Here is a 26671-nt window from a genome sequence, read left to right as displayed (position 1 = left end):
GAAGTCGTGGAGGTCGAAAGGGTAGTGTGGAGGGTATGACACGTGTGCAATTGGCAGATACCGATCTCTTCGTTCACCCTCTTCAGTTGGGCGGCAACCCCTTCGGCTGGGGTGCGGATCGGGATCAGAGCTTCGCTGTCCTCGACGCCTATGCCGAGGCCGGTGGAAATTTCATCGACACCGCGGATGCATATTCGGCCTGGGTCGAGGGAAACTCGGGCGGAGAGTCCGAGACGATCATCGGCGAATGGATGAAGGCGCGCGGCAACCGCGACGACATGGTCATCGCCACCAAGGTCGGCATGCACCCGAAGGGCCGGGGCCTCGATCCGGCGAACATCCGCAACTGCGTCGATGACTCGCTGCGCCGACTCGGCACCGACCGCATCGACGTCTACTACGCCCACAGAGACGATGACGACGTCGACCAGGTCGCCGTCGCCGAGACCTTCGACGCGCTCGTCCGTTCCGGCAAGGTCAGCTACCTCGGAGCATCGAACTTCAGCCTCGAACGTCTGCAGAAGGCCCGGAAGATCTCGACGAAGTTCTCGCTTGCCTGCTATCGGGTCGTCCAGGACCGGTTCAACCTCGTCTCCCGTGCCGCCGTCGATCCGCAGAAGCAGGCGTACCTGCGGGCTGAGGGCATCGCCGAACTGCCGTTCCACTCGCTGGCATCGGGGTTCCTCACCGGCAAACACACCGGCGGAGACGCCACCGGCAGCGTCCGCGGTGACCGTGTGGCCGACTTCGTCGACGACCAGAAAGCACTCGGCGCCCTCGAAGCCCTTCATGATGTCGCCGCCGACCACGGAGCGTCGATGACGGCCACGGCCATTGCCTGGCAGCTTACGCACGATTTCATCCCCTCGACGATCGCCTCGGCACGCGTGCCCGAACAGCTCACCGAGCTGCTCGCCGGCACGGAATTGCAGCTGAGTGCGGATGAGAAGGCCGCCCTCGACGGAGCCTGGGTCGAAGCATGAGCGAGCCCAGCCCCCGCCTGGTCACCTGGGAGAACGGCACCGACCTCGTCATCGAGCTGCTCCTGGCCCGCGACGTCGAAACGGTGTGGAACGCACTGACCGATGCCGAGACCGCAGGAACATGGTTCGCGCCGTTCCGCCTCGGCGAGGAAACGGCAGATACGGGCGACGATGGCGATGGGCCCGCTTCCCGGCCGCTGACCTTCGAGCTCGAAGACGCCGACTTGGACGGCTCCGTCCTCAGCTGCGAAGACTACGACCACGTGCTGCTCGAACTCGAAGCCTTCGGAGTCCTCGGCATCCGGCTCCTGCCGATCGAAGGAGACTCGGGTGACGAGAGCCTGCTGGTGTTCACCCACACCGCCGCCGATGTCGAATCCGCGCGAGCTCAGGCAGCCGATTTCGGCCCCATGTGGGACACGCACCTGCGCCTGTTCGCCCGCACCCTCGGCATCGACATCGCCGAGGCGACCGAACCCGAACTCGTCGCCTCCTATTCCGATCTCTCGCACGAGGCTGCGGATACCGGGGACGGCACTGATTCGGCCGGTGCTGACGAGGACGACGCATGAGCGAACCACTCGTCCTCGGCATCGAATCCTCGTGCGACGAAACCGGGGTCGGCATCGTCCGCGGACGCACGCTGCTGACGAACACCGTGTCCTCGTCGATGGACGAACATGTCCGCTTCGGCGGAGTCGTGCCCGAAGTCGCCTCCCGCGCCCATGTGCAGGCTATCGGCCCGGCCATCGCCTCGGCATGCGAAGCCGCCGAGGTGGAGCTGGGCGACATCGACGCCATCGCCGTCACCGCCGGGCCGGGGCTCTCCGGTGCACTCATGGTCGGGGTCGGTGCGGCCAAAGGGCTTGCCGCCGCTCTGGGCAGACCGCTCTACGGTGTGAACCATCTGGCCGCGCACGTGGCCGTCGATCTCGTCGCCGAGGATGTCGACGGGCTGACCACTCCGACCATCGCCCTGCTCGTCTCGGGCGGTCACACCGAAATTCTGCGCATCGGAGACGTCGTCGACGACATCGAACTCCTCGGTGCCACGATCGACGATGCCGCAGGTGAGGCCTTCGACAAGACCGCGCGTCTGCTGGGGCTGAACTACCCCGGCGGCCCGAACATCTCGAAGGCGGCCCTCGGCCTGCTCGACGGCACCGGAGTCCCCGGCGACCGGAATGCCGTGACGTTTCCGCGGGGACTCGCGAAGAAGCAGGACCTGCGTGACCCCGAGCGCCGGTATAACTTCTCGTTCTCCGGACTCAAGACCGCAGCCCTGCGTGAGGTGACGAAGGCCGAGACGCTCAGTGCGGACCTGCGGGTGGCAGATATCGCCGCCGGGTTCGAAGACGCCGTCGTCGACGTGCTCGTGACCAAGACTCTGCTCGCTGCGGCCGACACCGGCATCAACCATGTCGTCCTCGGCGGGGGAGTGGCTGCGAACTCGCACCTGCGTGAGGTGCTCGCGGCTCGCTGCGCCGAGGCGGGCGTGACTCTGCGGGTGCCGCCGCTCAAGCTGTGCACGGACAATGGAGCCATGGTCGCAGCCCTCGGCGCGGAGCTCGTCTCCCGCGGAATCGGGCCGAGCGACCTGTCCTTCGCCGCCGTCTCCTCATTGGATGTCGATCATGTCCTCGTCTGAGAACGAAGAGACCCGAGCCGACGGCGAGGCTGCCAGCAGCGCTGCGCACGATGCAGCGACCGACGCCGCCGAACGCAACGCACAGGCGGCGAAGTCCACACATCTGCCAGACGGTCGGCCGCCTCGGCGATCCGGTGATGGGTGGACGTACGGGTCCGATGGGAAGAAGCATTGGGGTCTCAACGGGGCCGCTGGGCTCATGCTCGTCGATCCTGAGCGCGGGGTGCTCATGCAGCACCGGGCGCTGTGGTCGGTCGAGGGCGGAACCTGGGGCTTCCCCGGCGGCGCCCGCGATATGGGCGAGTCGGCCGTCGACGCCGCGGTCCGGGAGTCGTGGGAAGAAGCCGGGGTGCCCGACCAGGACGGATCGGGCATCGAAATCCTCGAAACGCATGTCCTCGACCTCGGCACCTGGAGCTACACCACGGTGATCGCGAAGACCCTGCGCCACTTCGACGCCGTCATCAACGACCCCGAGAGCATCCAGCTGTCATGGGTGCCGGTGGACGAGCTCGAGGATTTTGAGCTGCACCCGGGAGTCGCCTCCGCACTGCCGACGCTGTTGGAGCTGCTTCGCCCGCATCTGTGAGGGGGCGCCCGCCTGCCTGCTGCCGAGACACGGGTGGAGCGTCGAAAAACGGGTGCGCACGTGCGTTTCTCGACACTCCACCCGTGTCTCGGCGGACGGCTGCTCGCCCAGCCCCTCAGCTGTAGGAGTTGCGGAGGTCGCCGATGAGCGAGCGGGTCACCTCGGTGAGAGAACCCGTGGTCCCGAAGACCTTCTGCAGACGCTGGTAGGGCACGCCGCGTTCGATGATCGACGTGATCGAGTGCAGCTCGCTGCTGCAGCCCAGCCGTTCGGCGACGGGGGAGAGCCGCTCGATCTCGTCGGCGAGGCATTCGGTGACGAGACGCTCGTCGGCCGCGGCGTTTTCGATGATGATCGCGTCCATGCCGTAGCGGGCGGCGCGCCATTTGTTCTCGTTGTGGAACCAATCGGGCATCGTCGGCAGGGTCTCACCGGCGTCGAGGCGGGCAGACATGTCATCGACGAGACATTGGATGAACGCGGTGACCGCGAGGATCTCCTCGAGCGTCGGCAGTCCGTCGCAGACGCGGACCTCGACGGTGCCCCAGTGCGGGGCGGGGCGGATGTCCCAGCGGATCTCGTTGATGTTGTCGATGATACCGGTGGTGAGCATATCGTCGACGTACTTCTCGTAGTCCGCCCACTGATCGAACTGGAACGGCAGACCCGCCGTGGGCAGCTGCTGGAACATCATCGCCCGGTTCGAGGCATAGCCGGTGTCAGTGCCGCCCCAGAACGGAGACGATGCGGACAGTGCCTGCAGATGCGGAACATAGGCGAGCAGTGCGTTGACGATCGGCAGCACCTTGTCGCGCGAGTCGATGCCGACGTGGACGTGGACTCCGAAGATCAGCATATTCCGCCCCCACCACTGGGTGCGATCGACGAGTTCGAGGTACCGGTCCTTCGCCCTGACCTCCTGCGACTGCCACTGGGCGAACGGGTGAGTGCCCGCCGACATCAGTTCGACGCCGCGCGCCTCGGTCAGCTTCCGCAGCGCTCCGATCGAGGTGGCCAGGTCATCCGCGACGGTCGACACCTGGGTGTGCACGCCGGTGACGAGCTCGATGGTGTTCGTGAGCATCTCACCGACGATGTGCTTCTCGAACTCGGGCGCATGCTCGGCCACATCCGCCAACAGAGTCTCGGCAGCCGGAGTCAGGTCCAGGCTGCGAGAATCCAGCAGAGCCAGTTCCCACTCGACACCGAGGGTGGAGCGGGCAGAGCGTGCGAAATCGACCATGATCCGATCATAATCGCGCACGCTCGATTCGCCTGACTCAGCGGCGAGATTCGGCCTGTGTGATGTCCCGCATTCCCGCACCGAGGCGGCTCTGCCGTGCCGCGGTGCGCTCGCTTCCCTCGCCCCGCCGAACACGGCACCCGCCCCGCCGATCACGGCACCCGACCTGCCGATCACGCAGCGCGGCGTGCGTCCTCTGCCAGTCGGCTGCCCGAAGCGGTGTCGAAGAGGTGCAGGCGTGCGGCATCGGGAGTCACGCGCACGGTGTCGCCGCGGCGGATCGTCGACCGACCGGCGACACGTGCCACGACCGTCTTCTCGCCCGAGGCCAGTCCCGCGCGACCGTGGACGAAGGCATCGGCGCCGAGCTCCTCGACGAGATCGACGGTGACCTCGAGGCCTTGCGTCTCGGTGACCTGCAGGTCCTCCGGACGGATGCCGACGGTGACAGTCTCACCCGTGACCTGCTCACGCTGCTCCGCCGTCAGGGACAACTCGACATCGCCGAGGCGCAGCGACGTACCCTCGACCGGCACGTCGACGAGGTTCATCGCCGGCGAGCCCATGAACCCCGCGACGAAGAGATTCGCCGGACGATCGTAGAGATTCGCGGGAGTGTCCACCTGCTGCAGCCGGCCATCGGCAAGGACCGCAACCCGGTCGCCCATCGTCATCGCCTCCACCTGATCGTGAGTGACGTAGACGGTGGTGACACCGAGGCGGCGAGTCAGGGAGGCGATCTGCGCGCGAGTCTGCACACGCAGCTTCGCATCGAGGTTCGACAGCGGCTCGTCCATGAGGAAGACCTGCGGGGAGCGGACGATGGCACGCCCCATCGCCACGCGCTGACGCTGCCCACCGGACAGTGCCTTCGGCTTGCGGTCGAGGTACGGCTCCAGGTCCAGCAGCCGCGCAGCCTCGGCGACGCGTTCATCGCGTTCCTGCTTGGCGACTCCCGCGATCTTCAGCGCAAACGCCATGTTCTCGCGCACGCTCATATGCGGGTAGAGCGCATAGTTCTGGAACACCATCGCAATGTCCCGTTCCCTCGGGGAGAGGTCCGTGACATCGTGGTCGCCGATGCGGATGTGCCCGGAATCGACGGGTTCGAGCCCGGCGAGCATACGCAGGGTCGTCGACTTCCCGCAGCCCGAGGGACCGACGAGGACGAGGAACTCTCCGTCGGCGATATCGAGGCTGACCTCGTCGACGGAGGGCTTGAGCGCCTCGGGATACTGACGCAGTGCTTTGTCGAAGGTGACTGTGGCCATTGTTCTCAACCTTTCACGGATGCGTGCGCACCCGAAGATCCACGGTGATCGGGCAGTGATTGATCGGACGACGAGCGTTCGGACATAGAGGGTTCTGACGAAGACCGTTCCGGCGTTGTGCGGTCGGGCGAAGCGAGACTCGCCGTCTGCTGGGCAGCCGTCTGCGCTGCAAAGGACCGGTACTGCTGCCGCACCTGAGATGGCCGCGGATGCAGCGTGGCGACGAGCTCGACGGTCCAGTCGGGCAGGGTTCCCGACAGTGTCCACGCCGCCTGCCGAGCCGCCCCGATGGCGACGTATTCGGCCTGTTCGGGAACGTCGATGGGTACGGTGAAGATATCGCGGGCGACCTCCCGGACGGCAGGATTGCGCGCCGCCCCGCCGATGAGCAGCAGCCGTCCGGCCTCCAGACCCTGCGCCTGCACGGCATCGAGTCCGTCGGCCAGACCGCACAGCATGCCTTCGACGAAGGCGCGAGCGACGTTCTCCGCCGAGGAGTTGCCCAGAGTCATCCCCTCGAGCCGGGCCGTGGCATCGGGCAGGTTCGGGGTGCGCTCGCCCTCGAAGTACGGTACAAGCGTGAGCCCGTCCGCTCCCGGCCGGGACGCCAGCGCCAGGGCCGCGAGTTCATCGTGGCTGACCCGCAGCAGCGACGCCGCCGAATCGAGGACCCGGGCGGCATTGAGCGTGGCAACCAGCGGCAGGCGCCCGCCGTCGGCGGAGGCGAATCCGGCCACCGCTCCGGACGAATCGGCGATGGACAGGTCGGTGGTCCCGAAGACCGTGCCCGAGGTTCCGATCGAGATGACGAGGTCCCCCGAGGTGACCCCGAGTCCCAGCGCCGCGGCCGCATTGTCCCCGGCACCGGGCCCCACGACGATTCCGTCCGGGCTGTGCCCGGCCGCCTCGGTGGGGGCGAGGACGCGGGGAAGGATGATCGCCGAGGCGGCGTCGCCCTTCCCGTCCACGTCCGGCGAATCCGCCTCGACGTCGGTATCCGCGGCGCACGGCAGACCTGCGGCCTCACGAGCGGACGCACCGAAGGCGATGCGGAAGAGATCGAGATCGTAGCGAGACGCGGAGGGGTCGAAGTAGGCGGTGCCGCTGGCATCGGATGCGTCGGTGACCAGAGCATCGAGCACGGGACCGCGGGCGGAGGTTTCGGCGGGTCCGTATCCGAGGAAGCGCCAGCTCAGCCAGTCATGGGGCAGGGCGACGGCGGCGACCCGGGCGGCATTGTCCGGTTCGGCGACCTTGAGCCATCGCAGTTTGGCGGCGGTGAAGGAGGCGACGGGCAGGATCCCGGTGCGTGCGACATAGTCGGCGGCTCCGACCTCGGCGATGAGGTCTCTGGCCGCGGCCTTGCTGCGCAGATCGTTCCACAGCAGGGCATCGCGGATCACCCGGCCCGCGGCGTCGAGGGCGACGAGTCCATGCTGCTGACCGCTGATGCTCAATCCGGCGACGTCGTCGAGTCCGCCGGCGGCCGCGATCGCCTCCTGCAGGGCAGTCCACCATGCCTCGGGGGCGACCTCGGTGCCGGGAGGGTGCGGGGCCGAACCGGTGCGGATGATGTCACCGGAGTCCGGATCGGCGATGACGACCTTGCAGCTCTGCGTCGAGGAGTCGACACCGGCGACGAAACGACGGATGCTCATCGGGACTCCGCGGCAGAGGACGAGGCGACCTCGGAGGGTCGGGCAGAGGACGAGGCGACCTCGGAAGGTTCGGCTGCGGGCGCACCGGGGCAGGCCGCCTCGGCGAGGATCTCATCGGCCAACGCCCGGTCGATGATCGCGATATCGAGGATCCCGGCAGCACAGGCCGCACGGACCGCGCGGGCGCGTTCGGCTCCGCGAGCGACTCCGACGGTCGTTGTGGCGCGGCGGAGCTGATCGAGGGTGACGGCGATGACGCGGTCGTCGATCGTGGTGACATCGGCTCCGTCGGCGGCGAACAGACGACCGGACACCTCGGCGATGGCACCGTCGTCGATGCCCGCCTGACGCTGGGTGGGGGAGCACTTCTCCCACACCGAGGACAGGCCTTCGGCCCACGAGGCCACGGAGACCACGGCAAGGTCGAGGTCATCGGCGGCGGCCAGGGTCCCGGAGATCTCGGGCAGGGCACGCAGGTCATCGGCGGTTCCGGCCTCGGTGACGAGCAGCGGGGCGGGGAGTCGAACCATGCTCACGGCCGGATCCTGGCCCAACCGGGTGAAGATCTCCGAGCTGGGACGGTGCGATTCCAAACGGAGGGCACCGGCGAGCTGGACGATCGTGCACCGCGGCAGGGCCGGGGTGAACGCGGCCGCCGAATCGAGGGTGCGTGACCAGGACAGGCCGATGCGCATCCCGGCTCGAGCCTGCCGGCCGACCAGTGAGAGCGCAGCTCGGCCCATCTGTTGGGAGGCCTGGGAGGCATCGGGGATGTCGACGATGACGACCGAGTCGAGACTCAAGGTCGCGGCGACCTGCTCGGCCACGCCGTTGTTCTCACCGGCATCGGCTTCGATGGTGATGGTCACGACGCCGGTGTCGACGGCCTCTTGGAGGAGTCGGGCGACCTGGAACCGGCTGAGTCCGTGCACCTTGCCGATCTCGACCTTGGAGCGCCCCTCGAGGTAGTGATCGCGGGCCAGCTGCGCGAGAAAGCGGCGGTGGCGGGCGGTGGGCACCGTGGACATGGTCCTCCCTTCGGCGTCGACGTCTCTGTGTTCGCTCATATGTGAAGTGTTGCACATCTGATTGGTTCGTGACACAGTATTGCACATATGAGCACAGATGCTCATATGATTTTCTCGCAGCGAACCGATGGCGGGCTGCAATCCCGCAAGGACGAGGGAAGGCACAACGATGAAACACCTGATCACAGGCCGGAGAGTCACATGGGCGGCCATCGGCATGGTCGGAGCGCTGGCATTGTCCGGCTGCGGCGGCGCCGGCGGCAGCTCGGCCGGAGGCGGCGGCGATGAAGTCAACGTCCTCATGGTCAACAACCCGCAGATGCAGGATCTGCAGAAGCTCACGGCCGACCATTTCACCAAGGACACCGGCATCAAGGTCAACTACACCGTGCTGCCCGAGAACGAGGTGCGGGCGAAGATCGGCCAGGAGTTCGCCGCTCAGGCCGGCAACTACGACGTCGCCTCGCTGTCGAACTACGAGATCCCGACCTATGCGAACAATAAGTGGCTCACGCCCATGGACGACGGCGTCGCCGATGCCGAGGGCTTCGACCAGGACGATATCCTCGCCCCCATGGCCGAGTCGATGACGGTCGACGATCAGATCTACGGTGAGCCGTTCTATGGTGAGGGCTCATTCCTCATGTACCGCACGGACATCTTCGACAAAGCCGGTGTGGAGATGCCGGAGAAGCCGACCTGGGACGAAGTCGCGAAGCTCGCGGCGAAGGTCGACGGTGCAGAGAAGGGCACGAAGGGCATCTGCCTGCGCGGACTGCCCGGCTGGGGTGAGATGTTCGCCCCGCTGACGACCGTGGTCAACACCTTCGGCGGAACCTGGTTCGACGAGGACTGGAACGCCCAGGTCGACTCGAAGGAATTCAAGGAAGCGACGAACTTCTACGTCGACCTCATCAAGGACCACGGCGAATCCGGTGCCCCGCAGGCCGGCTACACCGAATGCCTGACGAACCTGCAGCAGGGCAAGGTCGCCATGTGGTACGACTCGACGGCCGCCACCGGCACCCTCGAAGCCGATGACTCTCCCGTCAAGGGCAAGATCGGCTACGTCGCCGCCCCGGTGAAGGAGACGGACTCGAGCTCCTGGCTCTACACCTGGGCATGGGGAATCCAGGCAGCGGGCAAGAACCAGGACGCGGCGAAGCAGTTCGTCGCCTGGGCCTCGTCGAAGGACTACGAGGAGACCGTCGCCGAGGAGCTCGGCTGGCAGCACGTGCCGGCCGGCAAGCGGACCTCGACGTACGAGAACCCCGAGTACCAGAAGGCCGCCGAACCCTTCTATCAGCAGACGGAAGATGCCATCAACTCGGCTGATCCCGAGAGCCCGGGCGTGCAGCCGCGCCCGACGCTGGGAGTCCAATTCGTGACGATCCCCGAATTCGCGGACCTCGCCACGGGCATCTCCGAGGACGTCAGCTCCGCCATCGCCGGACGCACGACCGCCGACAAGGCGCTGGAGAAGGGACAGAAGGAAGCCGAGAAGGTCGGAGACAAGTACAAGAAGTGACTGCCCGAACCACCCACCCGACGAAGGATGTTCGAAGTGTCAGCTCCCGCCGCCGAGCGTGCATCGCAGCCGATCACGCCGCCGAAACCCCGTGCCAAGGACCGATGGCTCAAACGTGCGCCCATGCTGCCGGCGCTGATCTTCGTCATCCTCGTCACTCAGATCCCGTTCGCGATCACGATCGTCATCTCGTTCATGAACTGGAACGCCGCCTACCCCGATGACATCAGCTTCGGCACCGTGGCCAACTATGTCACCGTCTTCACCGATGCGAACCTGCTCAAGGCCGTCTTCGTCACCGTCGGACTCACCGTCGGCGTCGTGCTGGCCTCGGCGCTGCTGGGCCTGGGCATCGCGCTGCTGCTCGATCGGAAGTTCATCGGCCGCGGCTTCGTCCGCACCCTGATGATCACCCCGTTCCTCGTCGTGCCCGTCGCTGCGGCACTGCTGTTCAAGCACGCGATCTTCAACCCCTCATACGGACTGATCAACGGGCTGCTGACGACCGTGTTCGGTGACAACGCCCCGCAGCCGGACCTCATGACCTCGAACCCGCTGCTGGGCATCGGAATCGTCCTCGTCTGGCAGTGGACGCCGTTCATGATGCTCATCATGCTCGCCGGACTGCAGTCGCGACCCATGGACGTCTACGAGGCTGCCCTGGTCGACGGGGCCGGACACTGGCAGACCTTCCGCTTCATCACGCTGCCCCACCTGCGCCGATACATCGAACTCGCCGCACTGCTGGGCACGATCTACATCGTCCAGAACTTCGACATGGTCTTCACCATGACCTCCGGCGGGCTCGGCACCGCCACCCTGCCGTACGTCATCTACCAGGAGTTCTTCGTCGCCCAGGACTACGGAGTCGCCTCCGCCGTCGGCGTCATCGTCGTCATCGCCTCGCTCATCATCGCGACCTTCGCCCTGCGCACCGCATCGACCCTGCTCAAGGAGGAGAACTCATGAGCACCCCCGAGACCCGGACGCCGCTGAACACGCTCCCCGCCCCCGGCGTCACCCCCGCCGCGACCGACCCCGGCTCACCCGGATCGGTCGAGCCGCCTCGGCGAAAGGCGAACGCACCGAGGCGGCCCGGCCAGGGGCGGGCGGGCAAGATCCTGCTCGGCCTGTTGGCCTGGTTCGTCGGACTCCTGTTCGTCTCACCCCTGCTGTGGATGCTGCTGACCAGTCTGCACGCCGAAACCGACGCCTCGACGAACCCGCCGAGCTACTTCGCCCCACTGACGCTGGAGTCCTTCGTCAACTTCTTCGGCGGCGGCAACGGCGCGAACCCGTGGCCGTTCCTCATCAACTCCGCGGTCGCCGCGATCGTCTCGACGCTGATCGTCCTCGTCCTGTCCACGATGGCCGCATACTCGCTGGCGATCCGTCGCATCGAACGCTGGTCGGACGTGCTGTTCTTCCTCCTGTCGACGAAGATGCTGCCGATGGTCGCGGGCCTCCTGCCCGTCTACCTCGTCGCGAAGTCCGTCGGCATCCTCGACACCTGGCTGCTGCTCATCATCATCTACTCGGCGATGAACATGCCGATCGCGGTGTGGATGATGCGCTCCTTCCTCGCCGAGGTGCCCGTCGAAGTCCTCGAAGCCGCCGAACTCGACGGTGCCCGTCTGCCGCGCGTGTTCCTCCAGATCCTGCTGCCGCTGACGGCCCCCGGACTGGCCGCGACCGCACTGATCTGCTTCATCTTCTCGTGGAACGAACTCCTCTTCGCCACAGTGCTCACCTCCACGGCGGCGTCGACGGCACCCGTGTTCCTCACCAGCTTCGTCACCTCCCAGGGCCTGTTCCTGTCGCAGGTGTGCGCGGCCTCGCTCATCATCTCCGTGCCCGTCCTCGTGGCCGGAATCGCCGCTCAGGACAAACTCGTCCAGGGCCTGTCCATGGGAGCCGTCAAATGACCGCACCACACACCGCACCGTCCGATCCTCGCCGAGGCGCGACTCCCTTGGCCCTGACCACGGAGAACCTCGCCGAGGTGGCCGACCGCGGCATCGCCGTTCCCACCTATGACCGCTCGGCCGTGAGCCCCGGCATCGTCCACTTCGGTGTCGGCGGATTCCACCGCGCGCACATGGCGATGGTCCTCGACGACCTGCTCGGGGCTGGGCTCGCCGCCGACTGGGGGATCGTCGGAGCCGGAGTGCTGCCCCACGATGTGGCTATGCGCGATGCGCTCGCCGACCAGGATCACCTGTACACGCTCACCCTCAAACATGCAGATGGAACCAAGGAACGGCGGGTCATCGGGTCGATCATCGACTACCGTTTCGGGCCCGACGACCCCGCCGGACTGCTCGATCTGCTCAGCGATGAGGCGATCCGGATCGTTTCGCTCACCGTCACCGAGGGCGGATACAACGTCAACCCCGTCACCGGAGAGTTCATCACCGATGAACCGACGATCGTCGCCGATGTCGAGGCGCTGCGGGCGGGCGCACTGCCGGCGACGGTCTTCGGCTATGTCGTCTCCGCTCTGCGGAAACGACGCGCGGCCGGGATCGCTCCGTTCACCGTGCAGTCGTGCGACAACATCTCGGAGAACGGCGATGTGGCGGCGAAGATGTTCTCGGCCTTCGCTCGCCTCGTCGACGCCGAACTCGCCGAGTGGATCGCGGAGTCCGTGGCGTTCCCGAACTCGATGGTCGACCGCATCACCCCGGCCACCACCGACGGCGACCGCGCCGATCTGCTCGCCGACACAGGCGTGGCCGATGCCTGGCCGGTCGTCGCCGAACCGTTCTTCCAATGGGTGCTCGAAGACGATTTCACCTCTGGTCGTCCGCCCTATGAAGAGGCACGGGTGCAGGTCGTCGACGATGTGCAGCCCTATGAGCACATGAAGCTGCGCCTGCTCAACTCCGGGCATCAGGGACTCGCGTACTTCGGCCTCCTCGGCGGATACACCTTCGCCCATGAGGCGATGGCGAACCCGGACATCCCCGTCTACGTGCGCCGATACATGGATGAGGAAGGCACACCGAGTCTGGCACCGCTGCCCGGAATCGACCTGGACGCTTACAAGGACTCGCTCATCGAACGGTTCAGCAACCCGGAGATCCGCGACACCCTCGCGCGCCTCGGCGCAGAGTCCTCTGACCGGATCCCCAAATGGCTGCTGCCGGTCGTCAAGGACAACCTCGCCTCGGGCCACCCGATCGAGGTAGCCGCGGCGATCTGCGCCTCGTGGGCCCGCTATGCCGAAGGGCATGACGAAGCCGGCGGTCGGTTCACCATCGTCGACCGCTATGCCGACGAACTGCAGGCAGTTGCCGCGACACAGGGAGAGGACCCGCTGGCATTCGTCCGGCAGGAACAGTTCTTCGGACCGCTGGCCGAGGAGCCCCGGTTCACCGAACCGTATCTCAAGGCACTGACATCGCTGCACGAACGGGGAGCGAAGGAGACCGCCCGCCGCCTGGCCGCTCACGACGAGCTCTGACCCAGGCGGCACGCAGGCGAGAACGTCTAGCATGGAGACATGTTGCGTTCTCGCCTGAGCTTTCTGGCCCTGACCACGACTCTCGCGCTCGTCGGCTGTTCCGGCGGAGCGTCAGCCCCCGAATCCTCCACGGCCGGACAGAATTCCTCCGCCGATTCGGGTGCTCAGACCCAAGCACAATCCGAAGCCCAGACCGAATCGTCCCTCGACGACCCCGCCGACGCGGATCCGGCCGATTTCGAGGACGAGGCCGCGGACATCGTCGCAGGCTTCTCCGACGAGGAGCTCGCCGGGTCGCTCATCATCGGCACCTGGGAAGGCACGGACACGCAGACCCCTGTGGACATGGTCAAGCAGAACCACCTCGGCGGGGTCATCGTCATGGGCTACAACTTGCCGGAGAAGCCGACGAAGGACCAGGTCACGGAACTGACCGGTCAGATCTCCGGGGCGCGGACGAAGGGGCAGCCCGTGTCGATCGGCGTCGACCAGGAGGGCGGCCCGGTGTCACGCCTGGGCACCGCTGCGCTGCCGTTCCCGCCGCTCATGGGCCTGGCCGCGACCGATGATTCCGATCTCATCACCGACGCCACGACCGTGCAGGGGCGGAACCTCACCGATCTGGGCTTCACCATCGACTTCGCTCCGGACTCCGACGTGACGGTCGGGCCGAAGGACAAGGCGATCAACGTCCGTTCGGGCGGCACCGACCACGAGGATGTCGCCGAGGTCGTCGCCGACGCCGTCGAGGGATACCGGTCCGGTGGGGTGTCGAGCTCGGCGAAGCACTTCCCGGGACACGGCCGCCTCGGCGTCGATTCGCACGAGAGCCTGCCGGTGTCGGAGAAGTCGATCGAGGAGATGGAGGATTCGGATCTCCTGCCGTTCAAGTCCGCGGTCAAGGCCGGAGTGCCGATGGTGATGATGGGGCATATCGGTCTGCCCGATGCGAAGACGACGCCCGCGACGTTGAACAAGAAGGCCTACTCGGCGCTGCGGGAGACCCTCGACTATGACGGTGTCATCACCACGGATGCGCTGAACATGAAGGCTGTGCCGCAGAACCTCAAGGGCGGAGAGACCGTCAAGGCGCTCGCCGCCGGAGCCGATATCGCGCTCATGCCCCCGGACTCGGCGGCCGCGCAGAAGGCGATCGTCACGGCGATGGGGGACGGGACGCTTGAGAAGGAGGACCTCGTCGAGAAGTCCGAACGCGTCGTCGCCGCACAGCTGGCCACCGCCGAGGCTCAGAAGAGCGTGCAGGCAGGGGACTCGGATGCGAAGGATCCGAAGAAGGTCCTGACGAAGGTGGCCGACAAGTCGCTGACCGTGCTCAAGGGCGAATGCTCCTTCACAGGCACCGATTCGATCTCGATCGTCGGCGGCAGCGACAAGGAGAAGGCAGCGCTGAAGGAAGCGGCCGAGGCCGAAGACCTCACCGTCGGATCCGGTGGAACCTCCGTGAGTCTGAGTCCGTCGACGTCGGCCGAGGTGGCCGTGGGCACCGCCGCTCCGTGGACGATGCGCAGCACTCCGGCGAAGTCTGCGGTGACCGCATACGATTCGAACCCCTATGCGCTGCGGGCCGTGGCGAAGTGGCTGAAGGGCGACCTCAAAGCATCGGGTCAGCTGCCTGCCGAATACGACGGCAGCGACAAGGCCCCCGACTGCGGGTGAGCACGGCCGACCGGGACCGGCCGGGGCCGACCGGGGCCGACCGGGGCTGACCGCAGCCGACTGTGCGAGTTCCGGACGATGCGTGCTGGAAAACCACCTGGAATCCCGCACGGATCGTCCGGAACTCGCTCCTGTGACCCCTCGGGGCCGAGAAGCCCCGTAGCACCAAGGATTCGGAGACGAGAACACCCCTCGCCAGCCGGCGAGGGGTGTCCCTGGAGTTGAGAGGGCTCCTCCGAGTTCAGGTGACGGCTCAGAGCTGTTCTGGGAATCAGGGCTGTTCTGGGAATCAGAGGACGCGGACGAACTGGGCGCCCTGCTGAGTCATCCAATCGACGCTGCGGTAGCTGGTGTTCACGCGCGTGTTCCCTGCGTCGTACATCATGCCGTCGCCCGCGTAGATGCCGACGTGCCCCGGTGACCAGATGATGTCTCCGGCCTTCGCCTCGGATGCCGAGACGATCTTCCCGGCACCCTTCTGAGCCGAAGACGTACGCGGAAGATTCACCCCCACCTTGCCGTAGACGTATGAGGTGTAGCCCGAGCAGTCCCAACCGCTGGGCGACGTTCCGCCCGACACATAAGGCGTGCCGACGTACTGTTTCGCGATGGCGATGACCTGCTCGGCCTTCGAACCGTCCGGGACTTCGACACCCCCGGAACCCGAGTCCGCGCCGTCGTCCTTGCTCTTGTCATCGCCCGAATCGGCTGGACCCTCATCGCTGGTGCCGGGGGAATCGGATGAACCATCGTCCGAGGACTCGCTCGGCTCCTCCTCCGGCTCCTCGGCAGGCGCCGGCTCTGCGACGGTCGTCTCCGGCTCCTCCTTCGGCTCAGGTTTCGGCTTCGGTTTGGGCTTCGGCTTGGGAGCGGCTTCGGCGGTGACGAGATCTGTGTCGACGGTGACCTCAGCCTCCTGATCGCCCTTCTTCGAGGTGCCGCCGGCGTCGATCGTCGGTGTCTGGTTCTTGAACTCGACGGGCGCCTGCTTCTCGGACTCAGCCGCGACCTTCGCCTCATCGTCGGTTCCCTGTCCGGCAGCGGGGAGGACCGCTGCGGTGAGCAGTCCGCCGCTGGCGGCGACGACTGCGGCGCGGCGGCCGAATGCGCCGCAGTTCGCTGCGAGCAGTTCGCTCAACTCGGTCAGTGGTGTTTTGGCCTTGACGTTCGCGGCGCGGCGGCCGTGCTGCTGAGATGCCACGATTTCCTCTCGTTGCCTGGCTGTCTGTGACGATGTGCTCCACTGTAACTAATTCGTGATCTTCTGTCACGTTTTTGTTACAAAAGCATTCCGCGACAGCGAGAGTTGCATAATCCCAGGTCACAGGCTTAATGTCGATAGAAATGGCTGGTGAGAGGTCGTGTTTCCGGCTGCTTGCGGCTGTGACCCGGCACGCAGCCGCAGCTGTGAATAACGTTTCGTGACATTCGCGAAGCGTGATTCTCGGGTCGATCCGCGGCGTTTTTCTCGCCCAGACCTCCGTGGATCGACCCAAGAATGCCGATGGCGTCGGTGGCGGTGGTGAACGAGTCTCAGGCTCCGGTTTCGGCGGGTCGGTCGGGATCGGACGACCAACCGGACCAGCTCGCGGGGTAAAGGCTGGCTTCGACTCCGAGGGTCGCCAGCGCCAGAGCGTTGTGGCAGGCGGTGACTCCCGAACCGCAGTACACGCCGACGGGACCGTCGAGGGCGCCCAACTCATCGAAGCGTTCGCGCAGCAGCGCCTCGGGCAGGAATGTTCCCGCGGGGACGTTGTCCGTGGCCGGGGCGCTCTTCGCCCCGGGAATATGACCGGCCCGCGGATCGAGCGGTTCGGTCTCCCCGCGGAAGCGCTCACCGGCGCGGGCATCGAGCAGGACTCCGTCGAAGTCGGCCGCCTCCTCGGCGCCGATGACGGGCAGTGAGTCCGGGCTGATCTCCACGGCACTGGAGGCGATCTCGGGGGAGTCGCCGGTCTCGACCGTCCCGCCGGCATCACGATAGGCGGCGAGTCCGCCGTCGAGGACCCGCGCGCTCAGCCCGGCCCAGCGCAGCAGCCACCAGGCGCGGGCCGCACCGAGGGACGAGTTGTCGTCATAGACCACGACCTCGGTGCCTTCGTCGATGCCCCAGGAACGCACAGTCTCCTGGAATGCCTCGGCGCTCGGCAGCGGATGCCTGCCCGCCGTCGGGACAGTGGCGTCGTGGTCGGCGAGTTCGGTGTCGAGGTCGACATAGATTGCGCCGGGGATGTGCCCGGCGGCGAAGTCCTCGCGGCCATCGGGTTTGGGCAGGGTCCAGCGGACGTCGAGCAGCCTCGGCGCGGGGGAGTCGGCCATTCGGGTGAGCAGGTCATCGGCGCTGATGAGAACGTCGGAGCGGGTCATTTCGATCTCCTTCACGAGCAGGTGGGGCAGGTTGCACCGGTACCCGAGCAGAGTTGTACCGGTACTGGGGCAGGGTCACACCGGTTGGGTGAGCAGCACAACGTGCTTGTCGCCGAGCCGGGTGAAGACGAGTGTGGCTTTGTCGCCCTTGGGCAGTTTGAGTTGGCGTCGGACCTGGTCGGGCACGATGTCGGCCCCGCGTTTCTTGATCACGACCGAGCCGATTCCGCGGGAGACGAGCTCCTTGCGCAGGCTCGGGACCTTCGCGGGCAGAACGTCGACGACCTCGTAGGCGGTGACACCTGCCGATGCTGGGCCGCTCGGTGCGACATCGGTGGTCAGATACGCGATCTTCGGGTGCAGTCGGCGGGCCTGCAGCGGTGCGCACAGGGCGGCGACGAGTCCGGCGCGCACGATCGCCCCGTCGGGTTCGAGGAGATACTTTCCGAGTTCCCCGATGTCCGCTTCGTCCTCGTCGGGCAGGTTGTCCTCGTGGACGAGGAGGGTGCGGTCGCCCATGACGAGGGCCCCGCGGCCGGGTCGCTGACAAGCTTCACCGAAGTAGAGGCAGACCTCGACGACCTCTCCGCTGTGGGAGACCCATTGGGCTTCGGCTCCTTCCGGTACGAGGTCGTGGTCGAGTGCCGGGCCGAGCTTCACTCCGGCCGACTTCGCCGCGCTCGCCTGCTCGATCACCCAGGACAGTGAGGGGGAGAACGCCTCGGGGTCGGTGATGCGGGCAGTCGATCCGCGTTTGTCGGCCTTGCCGACGGTCCGCCGGGCCGGATCGAACCAGAGGGCATCGAATCCGCCTAAGTCGACATCCTCGGCGCGAGCGTGTTCGACGGCGGCATCGGGCAGATGACGGAGGTTGAAGGCGGCGATGGCGGCGGTGACCTCGTCGGCGTCGACGGCCGAGACCTGCGCGCCCATTCCGGCGAAGGCGACCGAATCCGCGCCGATCCCGCATCCGAGATCGGCGATGCGGAACGACTCACCCTCGGCCCCGTCCCCGATGAGGCGACGCGCGTGATGAGCGGCGACCGGCAGCCGCGTGGCCTGGGCCAGCCCGTCCCGGGTGAAGAGCATATCCTCGGCGAAGGGACCGAGCTTCGCGCCCGCCTCCTGCCGCAGCCGCGCCTGAGTGAGCAGGGCCGCGGTCACCTCGGCGGAGTAGCCCTCCTTCCGCAGGGCCGTCGACCGGGCGAGCTCATCGCCTGCGAGGTCGTCGATGCGGTCGAGACGGTCGAGGACGGCGACGTCGAGCAGTTCGGTCAGTGTCTGCGGATCCATAGGCTTCACCCTATCGTCTGCGCGGTGGGGTCTTCCCTCGCCGAGGCGGCCCGGCCGAACCGCCGGGCCGCCGAGGTGATTGTGACGGCTGGGTGGTGCGGTAAGTTGTTGGCTGTGACGTTACTGACCGCCCGCGATATCCGCGAATTAGCCGCCGACATCGGTCTGCGCCCGACGAAGCAGAAGGGCCAGAACTTCGTCATCGACCCCAATACCGTGCGGTCGATCGTCGCTGCCGCAGGACTTGCGGAGAACTCGAACGTCGTCGAGATCGGTCCGGGTCTCGGTTCGCTCACCCTCGGCCTGCTCGAGGCCGGCCACACCGTCACAGCCGTCGAGATCGACGACCTGCTCGCGCAGAAGCTGCCGAGCACAGTGGGGACGTTCGCCGGCAGTGATGCCCCGTTCCACCTGGTCAACGCCGATGCCCTCCGCGTCACGACGCTGCCCGCGCCGCAGCACACGACCGAACCCGTGGACGATCGGCCCGATGCCGCGAACCAGCCCGACGCCCTCGTGGCGAACCTGCCCTACAACGTGGCCGTGCCAGTGCTGCTGCACTTCCTCGAGACCTTCCCGAGCCTGACGACCGTCCTCGTCATGGTCCAGCTCGAAGTCGCCGAACGGCTCGCCGCCGCACCCGGCTCCCGCACCTACGGCGTCCCCAGCGTCAAAGCGCAGTGGTACGGGGATGTGCAGCTGGCGGGCAAGATCGGCAAGAACGTGTTCTGGCCGGCCCCGAACATCGACTCCGGACTCGTGCGCATCGACGTCACCCGCACCGACCGCGACCCGGACGTGCGCAGCCGCCTCTTCACCCTCATCGACGCCGCCTTCGCCCAGCGCCGCAAGACCCTGCGCGCTGCCCTGTCCTACTGGGCCGGCAGCCCCCAGCAATCCGAAGACCTGCTGATCGCGGCCGGAATCGACCCGAAGACCCGCGGCGAGGCCCTCACCGTCTCCGACTTCGAACGCCTCACCGCCGTGGCCGTCGACGATGACGCCTCCGCACCGGCCCCGCCCACCGAGGATCCCTCACCATGACCGTCCCGCTGCACCCGCGTATGACGATCCCGGCCCCGGTGAAAGTGTGGGCGCCGGGGAAGATCAACATCCACCTCGGTGTGGGCGCGGTCAACGACGGATATCACGAGCTCGCAACCGTGTTCCAAGCGCTCAACCTCGGCGAGACCCTCACCCTCATTCCGGGCGGAACTCGGACGATCATCATCCAGGGCCGCTACGCGGATGCCGCGGTCCCACGCGATGAGTCGAACTTCGCCAGACGCGCCGTCGACCTCCTCATCACCGCACTCGAAGACGATCGTGACGTCGCCGTGCTGCGTGACCTCGACATCGTCATCGACAAGCAGGTTCCCGTGGCCGGCGGAATGGGTGGGGGATCGGCCGACGCTGCCGCCGCCCTCGTCGGAGCCGCCCACCTCGTCGGCGGCGTCGACGAGGCGATCCTCCACGAATGCGCGGTCGCCGTCGGCGCCGACGTCGCGTTCCTCCTGCGCGGGGGCACGGCCATCGGCCACGGTCGCGGGGAGAAGCTGAGCCCCGTGCTCACCCGCGGAACCTTCCACTGGGTGATGGCCACCTCGGCGTCGCCCCTGCCCACCCCGGACGTCTACGCCCGCTTCGACGAACTCAACCCCGACCCGGCGCCCGCGACCGTCCCCGACCGAGTGCTCACGGCGCTCGCCGCCGGTGAACCGGACACGCTCGCGGAATCCGCGGCGAACGACCTCACCGAGGCGGCTGTGTCCTTCATGCCCGAAATCGCCGAGGTGATGGAGGCCGGCCGGGACGCCGGAGCGCTCCTGCCCCTGCTCAGCGGGTCGGGCCCGACGATCGGCTTCCTCGCCCGCGATGCCCACCATGCCCTCGACCTCGCCGTTCTCCTGCAGGCCACGAGAGGCGTCAACGAAGCGCTGCGCACCACCGGGCCCGCCCCCGGAGCGCACATCGTGGACGGCGGCTGACCGTGGGGGAGAGGAACGGCACCCCCGCCGAGGCGGCCGGCAGTCCGAAATCGGGGCCGGAGAACCGCGGGAACCTCCATGAGACGCTGCGCGACCAGGTCGGGCAGGACATCGTCGCCGGGCGGCTGGCCGCCGGGACGATCATCAAGGCCGAGGATCTGCGTGCCCGCTACGACGTGTCGCTGTCGGTGGTGCGCGAAGTCGTGCGAGTCCTCGAATCATTGGGAATGCTGCAGCCGATCCGTCGGGTCGGTCTCGTCGTGCTCGCGATGAGCGAATGGATGCTGCTCGACCCGCTCGTCATCCGCTGGAGGATGACCGAGACTCCGGCGCGGCAGCTGCGATCGCTGACCGAACTGCGGGTGGCCATCGAACCCGAGGCGGCCGGACTGGCCGCTCAGCATGCCCCGGCGGACGTCGCCGAGGAGATCATGGGTCTGGCCGCCCGGATGAGGGCGACGGGCAGACAGGGCGAGGTCGAAGCGTTCCTCGATGCCGATGTGGCGTTCCACCGGACGGTGCTCGGCGCCGGCGGCAACGAGCTCTTCGCCGCCTTCGACACCGTCATCGGTGAGATCCTCGCCGGGCGCACCGGGGCGGGGCTGATGCCGAAGTTCCCGCATCCGGATGCCCTGCAATGGCATTTCGACGTCGCCGACGCCATCGGCGGGCAGGACCCGGCCCGGGCGAAGGACGCGATGGCGAAGATCGTGGCCAAGGCCGATGCGGAGATGGGCAGCGTCTGGGCCGACGAACCCCGGCACACCGGACACTGACGAAACCGACGCCTGGTTCGAGAGGCCCGTCGCATGGTCCGAGGCGCCCGTCGACTCGTCCGAGGCGCCCGTGCGGCCGAGAACCTGTCCTAGAACAGGCTGACGACTCCGTAGAGGACCAGGCTGAGCAGGAATCCGACGGTGCCCAGCAGCGTCTCCGCAACGGTCCAGGTCTTCAGCGTCGTCTTCGTGTCCATGCCGAAGAAGCGGGAGACCAGCCAGAAACCGGAGTCGTTGACATGGCTGGCGAAGACCGAACCGGCGGCCAGCGACAGCACGATCGCGACGACCTGCAGGCTCGAGAAGTCCGGGTTGCCGACGACGATCGGCTGGACGAGAGCCGCCGCGGTCGTCAGCGCCACTGTGGCCGAACCCTGCGCGATGCGAACGATCGCGGCGATGACGAATCCGGCGACGATGACGGGCAGGCCGAGGGCGGCAAGTGATTCGGCCAGTGAATCGCCGATGCCGCTGGCGCGCAGGACTCCGCCGAACATACCGCCGGCGCCGGTGATGAGGATGATCGAGCACACCGGGCCGAGCGCGGAGTCGACGACGGTCTCGATGAGCGACTGGCCCTTCTTCTGCTTCCAGCCGAGCAGCCACATGGCCATGACGACGGTGATGAGCAGGGCGATCGGGGTCTCTCCGAGCAGTCGCAGGGAGCTGATGAACACCGATTCGACATCGACCCACCCGGCTTCACCGGCGAAGTTCAGCCCGGTGTTGAGGAAGATGAGCACGAGCGGCAGCACGAGGAGGAAGATGACGTGGCCGAGCTTCGGTCGCGAGGCGAAGTCGGCATAGGTGTCGTCCTTCCCGGTCGAGAGGACCGACGGGACCGCGACGTCGATGCGTCGGCCGATGATGAGCCCGAACAGGTACCCGGTGAGGTACCAGGCCGGGATGGCGACGACGAGTCCGCAGATGAGGACGAGTCCGACGTTCGCGCCGAGCAGCCCGGAGGCCGCGACCGGGCCGGGGTGCGGGGGCACGAAGATGTGCATGGCGGAGAACGCCATGGCCGCGGGCATCGCGTAGAGCAGCAGAGATCCGCCGAGGCGGCGCGCGATCGTGAAGATGATCGGCAGCATGACGACGAGCCCGGCGTCGAAGAAGATCGGGAAGCCGAAGAGAAGTGAGGTCACACCGAGGGCGAACGGTGCTCGCTTCTCACCGAAGAGGCGGATGAGGGCATCGGTGAGCACCTCGGCGCCGCCGGAGAGTTCGAGCATCCGCCCGAGCATCGCACCGAGGCCCACGAGCAGGGCCACGCTGGCCAGGGTCGACCCGAAACCGTCGTAGAGGACGTCGATGAGGTCGCCGGGCATGATTCCGGCGGCCAGCGCCGTGATCACTGAGACGATGACGAGGGCGATGAAGGCATGGACGCGTGCCTTGATGATGAGCAGGAGCAGCACGGCGATGGCCGCGGCTGCGAGGCCCAGCAGGGCCGGGGTCGACAGAGTCCAGGCCAGTTCGAGTTCGGTCATTGTTCCTCTTCCTTGAGGTCAGGTGGATGGACGGACGGTGGACGGGGCGATCATGCGCTCATCCGCTTCACGGATGCGAGGATCGCACCCAGGACATCGGGGATCGACTGGTCGACGTCGACGGTGGCGTGAGCTTCCTCGGCGGTGAGCGGTTCGAGGGTGGCCAGCTGCGAGTCGAGCAGGTCGGGGGACATGAACTCATGGTCGCGGCGGGCCAGATGGTCGGCGATGACCTCTCGAGGACCGTCGAGGTGGATGAAGACGAGCTCGGGTGCGGACCTGCGCAGCAGGTCACGGTAGGTGCGCTTGAGTGCGGAGCAGGCGATGACGGGAGCCGGGGTGCGGGCGGCTTCGAGTGCGACACTGTCGAGCCAGGGGGCCCGATCCTCATCCGTGAGCGGCACCCCGGAGCCCATCTTCGCTTTGTTCGCCGCGGAGTGCAGATCGTCGGCGTCGACGAATCGACGGTCGAGGGCGTGCGCCACCTGCGCGCCGAGGACGGTTTTGCCGGTTCCCGAGACACCCATGATGACGAGCGGTGGAAGGAAAGGGCTGTGACCCATAACCGAAACCTCTCGATAAAATATGAAGAAATATCTACAATCAGTTATTAAAACAGATTTATTGCACCGTAGTGCTGGCGGGAAGCGACTGTCAACACTGCAGATCACAGGGAAGAGGAATGCTCATGAAGGCCGATGTCGCAGTGATCGGAACCGGTGTGATGGGATCGAATCTCGCCCGCAATCTCGCCCGGCAGTCCGGCCACCGTGTGGCCGTCTACGACCGGGACGTCGAACGCGCCCAGAGCCTGGCGCAGGACTTCCCCGAGGCCGATTTCATCGTCGCCTCCGACCCGGCCGACCTGGCCGCGAAGCTCGCCGAACCGCGGGTGGCGATCCTCATGGTCAACGCCGGAAGAGCCACGGATTCGGCGATCGGCGACCTCGCCGAGGCGTTCGCACCAGGTGACATCATCGTCGACGGCGGCAATTCCCACTTCCGGGACACGATCGACCGTGGGGTCCGACTCGAGGGCACCGGCATCGAGTTCGCCGGGGTCGGCATCTCCGGGGGAGAGGTCGGCGCTCTGCTCGGACCTTCCCTCATGGTCGGCGGATCGGAGACCGCATGGCAGCGTCTGCGGCCCCTGCTCGAACCCATTGCGGCACGGGCCGGAGATGAGGCCTGCGTCGACCACATCGGCACCGACGGGGCCGGGCATTTCGTCAAGATGGTCCACAACGGCATCGAATACGCCGATATGCAGCTCATCAGCGAGGCCTTCGCCCTCCTGCGCGACGGCCTGGGGATGACGCCGGCCGAGATCGCCGAGGTCTTCGCCGACTGGAACACCGGAGAGCTCGAGTCCTACCTCATCGAGATCACCGCCGATGTCCTCGCCCACGTCGACGAGGCGACGGGCCGGCCGTTCGTCGATATCGTCGCCGATGCGGCGAAGGCCAAGGGCACGGGTGCGTGGACAGCGCAGGTCGGGCTGGATCTCGGGGTTCCGGTGCCCACCATCGCCGAGGCGGTCTTCTCCCGGTCGCTGTCATCCGCGCTCGATCTGCGCGCTCAGGGGCTCCGGCTGGCCGGTCCACGTCCCGGCGCCGAACCGTCGTCGCTGCCCGGCCACGAGCGGACGGCTCGCATCGACGAGATCGGTCGGGCGCTGCTGCTCGGCAAGGTCATGGCCTACGTGCAGGGCTTCCACGAGATCTCTGCTGGGGCAGCCGAACACGGCTGGGACATCGACCTCGGGCGCCTCGCTGGGATCTGGCGGGCCGGATGCATCATCCGGGCCCGACTGCTCGATCGCATCGTCGAGGCCTTCGATTCCCCGGCCCCTCCGGAGAACCTGCTGGCTGCCGAGTTCGTCCGCGAGGTCGCCGAGGGCTGCCAGGAATCCCTGCGTTCGACTGTCGTCCAGGCTATCGGTGGCGGCATCGCCGTCCCCGGGCTGGCCTCGACGTTGTCCTACTTCGACGGACTGCGCTCCGAGGCGGGCAGTGCCGCTCTCATCCAGGCTCAGCGCGACCGCTTCGGTTCGCACACCTACGCGCGCACCGACCGTCCCGGGACCTTCCACACTCTGTGGTCGGGGGATCGCAGCGAAGTCGAGCTCTGAGCCAATCGAGCCCGAACGGTCGGCCACCTCGGTGACAGTCGACCGGAACGACGGGGCCGCCTCGGTGCGGTGCGAAACTGACGGTCGGCCGCCTCGGTGTCGGTCGAACTGATCTCACCCATCGACTGTGGTGGCCCGGATGTCGGACTGTCGATATGTTAGAGCCATGACTTTGCCACACGAAGATGTTGACCCAGACGGCCTGCTCGAATACTCGGTGGTCTTCACCGACCGATCGCTCAACCACATGTCGCAGCGATTCGTGTCCGTGATGCAGGAGATCAACCGGATCCTGCGCTCGGCCTACGATGCCGATTCCGCAGCCATCGTCCCCGGCGGCGGCAGCTACGCCATGGAATCCGTGGCCCGCCAGGTGGCCACCGGCAAGAAGGTGCTGATCGTGCGCAACGGTCTGTTCTCCTTCCGCTGGTCGCAGATCCTCGATGCCGGAGCCATCGCCTCGGAGACGACCGTGCTCAAGGCCTCCCCGGACAGCGCCGAGCACCAGTCGCCGTGGTCGCCGGCCCCCATCGCCGAGGTGGTCGCCGCCATCGAGCGCGAGAAGCCCGCTGTCGTGTTCGCTCCCCACGTCGAAACCGCCTCGGGAATGGTCCTGCCCGATGACTACGTCCGCCAGGTTTCCGAGGCCGTGCATTCGGTCGGCGGAATCTTCGTTCTCGACTGCATCGCCTCGGGTGCGGTGTGGGCATCGATGACCGACCTCGGCGTCGATGTGCTCATCTCCGCCCCGCAGAAGGGCTGGAGCGGATCGCCGTGCGCCGGATACGTCATGCTCAGCAAGGCCGGCCGTGCCGCCGTCGAGGCGACGACGTCGACGAGCTTCGCGATGGATCTGAAGAAGTGGCTGTTCATCGCCGACGAATACGAAGCCGGCCGTGCACCGTACCATGCGACGATGCCCACCGACGCTCTGGCGCACAACGCCAAGCTCATGGCCGAGAGCGAGGAGCGCGGCTTCGACAAGCTCGCCGCCGCGCAGGCCGAGCTCGGACAGCGGGTCCGCGCCGTCTTCGCGCAGCGGGGACTGCCCTCGGTGGCGTCGGATGAGTTCGCCTCGCCGAGTGTGGTCGTCGTCCACACCGACAACCCGCAGCTCGCCACCGGCGCCGGCTTCAAGGAGGTCGGCGTGCAGATCGCCGCCGGCGTGCCGCTGCAGTGCGATGAGCCCGAGGATTTCTCGAGTTTCCGCATCGGCCTGTTCGGTCTCGACAAGCTCGGCGACATCGACGGCACGATCGCTCGCCTCGAGGCCGCTCTCGACTCGATCGGCGTGACCGCCGAAGCCTGAGCGGCGCGCGCGAACCTGCGCCGGCAGCGTCACTGCCCTCCGGCAGTCGCCACACACAGACAGTGCCATAACCTCCCGTTGCAACGAGGGGCTATGGCGCTGACTGTATGTTGTGACACTGACGGTGCAGGCCACCATCAACGGTGAGGGATGCTCGGAGGGGTTCGCGCGGCCGCACTGGGTTGAGCCACGCGCGGCGGAGTTCAGCGGCGCTCTGCGCTCG

Annotated in this window: 23 protein-coding genes; 14 read left to right on the top strand and 9 right to left on the bottom strand. The window is 67.0% G+C overall.

Going from position 1 to position 26671, the window contains the following annotated elements; all coding sequences use genetic code 11:
• Window positions 1-35 precede the first annotated feature (35 nt).
• The 4 genes from QYM46_RS14125 to QYM46_RS14110 are packed head-to-tail and all read left to right on the top strand — an operon-like array spanning window position 36 to window position 3220.
• The gene (locus tag QYM46_RS14125) at window positions 36-983 is read left to right on the top strand and encodes an aldo/keto reductase (protein WP_432789450.1); all 948 of its coding nucleotides are present in this window, start codon (window positions 36-38) and stop codon (window positions 981-983) included.
• Entirely contained in the window at window positions 980-1555 is a 576-nt protein-coding gene (locus tag QYM46_RS14120) for a hypothetical protein (protein ID WP_432789449.1), read from the top strand. Before QYM46_RS14125 ends, QYM46_RS14120 begins: the two co-directional genes overlap by 4 nt.
• The gene (gene tsaD, locus QYM46_RS14115) at window positions 1552-2631 is read left to right on the top strand and encodes a tRNA (adenosine(37)-N6)-threonylcarbamoyltransferase complex transferase subunit TsaD (protein ID WP_432789448.1); all 1080 of its coding nucleotides are present in this window, start codon (window positions 1552-1554) and stop codon (window positions 2629-2631) included. The genes QYM46_RS14120 and tsaD overlap by 4 nt, the downstream gene beginning before the upstream one ends.
• Window positions 2618-3220, top strand: a complete 603-nt coding sequence (locus tag QYM46_RS14110; RefSeq protein ID WP_432789447.1) for an NUDIX domain-containing protein — start codon at window positions 2618-2620, stop codon at window positions 3218-3220. The genes tsaD and QYM46_RS14110 overlap by 14 nt, the downstream gene beginning before the upstream one ends.
• A 115-nt stretch (window positions 3221-3335) precedes the next feature.
• Here the strand turns inward: QYM46_RS14110 and QYM46_RS14105 are convergent, their stop codons facing one another.
• From QYM46_RS14105 to QYM46_RS14090, 4 genes are all read right to left on the bottom strand, one after another.
• Complete coding sequence (locus tag QYM46_RS14105; protein WP_432789446.1) at window positions 3336-4463, bottom strand: glutamate--cysteine ligase; 1128 nt, start codon at window positions 4461-4463, stop codon at window positions 3336-3338.
• Between the two features lie 173 nt (window positions 4464-4636).
• Window positions 4637-5734, bottom strand: a complete 1098-nt coding sequence (locus QYM46_RS14100) for an ABC transporter ATP-binding protein (protein ID WP_432789445.1) — start codon at window positions 5732-5734, stop codon at window positions 4637-4639.
• Between the two features lie 5 nt (window positions 5735-5739).
• Entirely contained in the window at window positions 5740-7392 is a 1653-nt protein-coding gene (locus QYM46_RS14095; RefSeq protein WP_432789444.1) for a xylulokinase, read from the bottom strand.
• Window positions 7389-8459 carry a sugar-binding domain-containing protein gene (locus QYM46_RS14090; RefSeq protein WP_432789443.1) on the bottom strand — a complete coding sequence of 357 codons (1071 nt, stop codon included), beginning with the start codon at window positions 8457-8459 and terminating at the stop codon, window positions 7389-7391. Before QYM46_RS14090 ends, QYM46_RS14095 begins: the two co-directional genes overlap by 4 nt.
• A gap of 130 nt (window positions 8460-8589) precedes the next feature.
• Between QYM46_RS14090 and QYM46_RS14085 the strand changes: the two genes are divergently transcribed.
• The 5 genes from QYM46_RS14085 to QYM46_RS14065 are packed head-to-tail and all read left to right on the top strand — an operon-like array spanning window position 8590 to window position 15091.
• Entirely contained in the window at window positions 8590-9948 is a 1359-nt protein-coding gene (locus tag QYM46_RS14085; RefSeq protein WP_432789442.1) for an ABC transporter substrate-binding protein, read from the top strand.
• Window positions 9949-9975: 27 nt separating this feature from the next.
• Window positions 9976-10917, top strand: coding sequence for a carbohydrate ABC transporter permease (locus QYM46_RS14080; RefSeq protein WP_432789441.1), 942 nt, complete (start codon window positions 9976-9978; stop codon window positions 10915-10917).
• Window positions 10914-11873 (top strand): carbohydrate ABC transporter permease, encoded by a 960-nt coding sequence (locus QYM46_RS14075; RefSeq protein WP_432789440.1) that lies wholly within the window; start codon window positions 10914-10916, stop codon window positions 11871-11873. The genes QYM46_RS14080 and QYM46_RS14075 overlap by 4 nt, the downstream gene beginning before the upstream one ends.
• On the top strand, window positions 11870-13414 hold the full coding sequence (locus QYM46_RS14070; protein WP_432789439.1) for a mannitol dehydrogenase family protein: 1545 nt from the start codon (window positions 11870-11872) through the stop codon (window positions 13412-13414). The genes QYM46_RS14075 and QYM46_RS14070 overlap by 4 nt, the downstream gene beginning before the upstream one ends.
• Before the next feature lie 39 nt (window positions 13415-13453).
• Complete coding sequence (locus QYM46_RS14065; RefSeq protein ID WP_432789438.1) at window positions 13454-15091, top strand: glycoside hydrolase family 3 N-terminal domain-containing protein; 1638 nt, start codon at window positions 13454-13456, stop codon at window positions 15089-15091.
• Between the two features lie 289 nt (window positions 15092-15380).
• Here QYM46_RS14065 and QYM46_RS14060 read toward each other — a convergent pair whose 3' ends face one another.
• From QYM46_RS14060 to QYM46_RS14050, 3 genes are all read right to left on the bottom strand, one after another.
• Window positions 15381-16292, bottom strand: coding sequence for a C40 family peptidase (locus QYM46_RS14060; RefSeq protein ID WP_432789437.1), 912 nt, complete (start codon window positions 16290-16292; stop codon window positions 15381-15383).
• 332 nt (window positions 16293-16624) lie between these two features.
• Window positions 16625-17458, bottom strand: a complete 834-nt coding sequence (locus tag QYM46_RS14055) for a sulfurtransferase (RefSeq protein ID WP_432789436.1) — start codon at window positions 17456-17458, stop codon at window positions 16625-16627.
• 75 nt (window positions 17459-17533) lie between these two features.
• Window positions 17534-18751 carry a class I SAM-dependent methyltransferase gene (locus QYM46_RS14050; RefSeq protein ID WP_432789435.1) on the bottom strand — a complete coding sequence of 406 codons (1218 nt, stop codon included), beginning with the start codon at window positions 18749-18751 and terminating at the stop codon, window positions 17534-17536.
• A 114-nt stretch (window positions 18752-18865) separates the two neighbouring features.
• Between QYM46_RS14050 and rsmA the strand changes: the two genes are divergently transcribed.
• The 3 genes from rsmA to QYM46_RS14035 are packed head-to-tail and all read left to right on the top strand — an operon-like array spanning window position 18866 to window position 21515.
• Window positions 18866-19795: a 16S rRNA (adenine(1518)-N(6)/adenine(1519)-N(6))-dimethyltransferase RsmA gene (rsmA, locus tag QYM46_RS14045; protein WP_432789434.1), complete on the top strand. Its 930-nt coding sequence runs from the start codon at window positions 18866-18868 to the stop codon at window positions 19793-19795.
• Window positions 19792-20739 carry a 4-(cytidine 5'-diphospho)-2-C-methyl-D-erythritol kinase gene (locus QYM46_RS14040; RefSeq protein ID WP_432789433.1) on the top strand — a complete coding sequence of 316 codons (948 nt, stop codon included), beginning with the start codon at window positions 19792-19794 and terminating at the stop codon, window positions 20737-20739. The genes rsmA and QYM46_RS14040 overlap by 4 nt, the downstream gene beginning before the upstream one ends.
• A gap of 2 nt (window positions 20740-20741) precedes the next feature.
• On the top strand, window positions 20742-21515 hold the full coding sequence (locus tag QYM46_RS14035) for a FadR/GntR family transcriptional regulator (protein ID WP_432789432.1): 774 nt from the start codon (window positions 20742-20744) through the stop codon (window positions 21513-21515).
• A gap of 89 nt (window positions 21516-21604) precedes the next feature.
• On the opposite strand, the gene QYM46_RS14030 is transcribed toward QYM46_RS14035, so the two are convergent.
• Both QYM46_RS14030 and QYM46_RS14025 read right to left on the bottom strand, forming a co-directional pair.
• Window positions 21605-23008 carry a GntP family permease gene (locus QYM46_RS14030; RefSeq protein ID WP_432789431.1) on the bottom strand — a complete coding sequence of 468 codons (1404 nt, stop codon included), beginning with the start codon at window positions 23006-23008 and terminating at the stop codon, window positions 21605-21607.
• Between the two features lie 50 nt (window positions 23009-23058).
• Window positions 23059-23571, bottom strand: a complete 513-nt coding sequence (locus tag QYM46_RS14025) for a gluconokinase (protein ID WP_432789430.1) — start codon at window positions 23569-23571, stop codon at window positions 23059-23061.
• Window positions 23572-23696: 125 nt separating this feature from the next.
• Here QYM46_RS14025 and gndA point away from each other — a divergent pair, with 125 nt between their 5' ends.
• Window positions 23697-25139, top strand: a complete 1443-nt coding sequence (gndA, locus tag QYM46_RS14020) for an NADP-dependent phosphogluconate dehydrogenase (protein ID WP_432789429.1) — start codon at window positions 23697-23699, stop codon at window positions 25137-25139.
• Window positions 25140-25305: 166 nt separating this feature from the next.
• Window positions 25306-26448: an alanine--glyoxylate aminotransferase family protein gene (locus tag QYM46_RS14015; protein WP_432789428.1), complete on the top strand. Its 1143-nt coding sequence runs from the start codon at window positions 25306-25308 to the stop codon at window positions 26446-26448.
• Window positions 26449-26671 lie beyond the last annotated feature (223 nt).

Source organism: Brevibacterium sp. K11IcPPYGO002, assembly GCF_050920635.1.
Lineage (GTDB): Bacteria > Actinomycetota > Actinomycetes > Actinomycetales > Brevibacteriaceae > Brevibacterium.
This window is presented reverse-complemented; position numbering and strand designations above follow the sequence as displayed.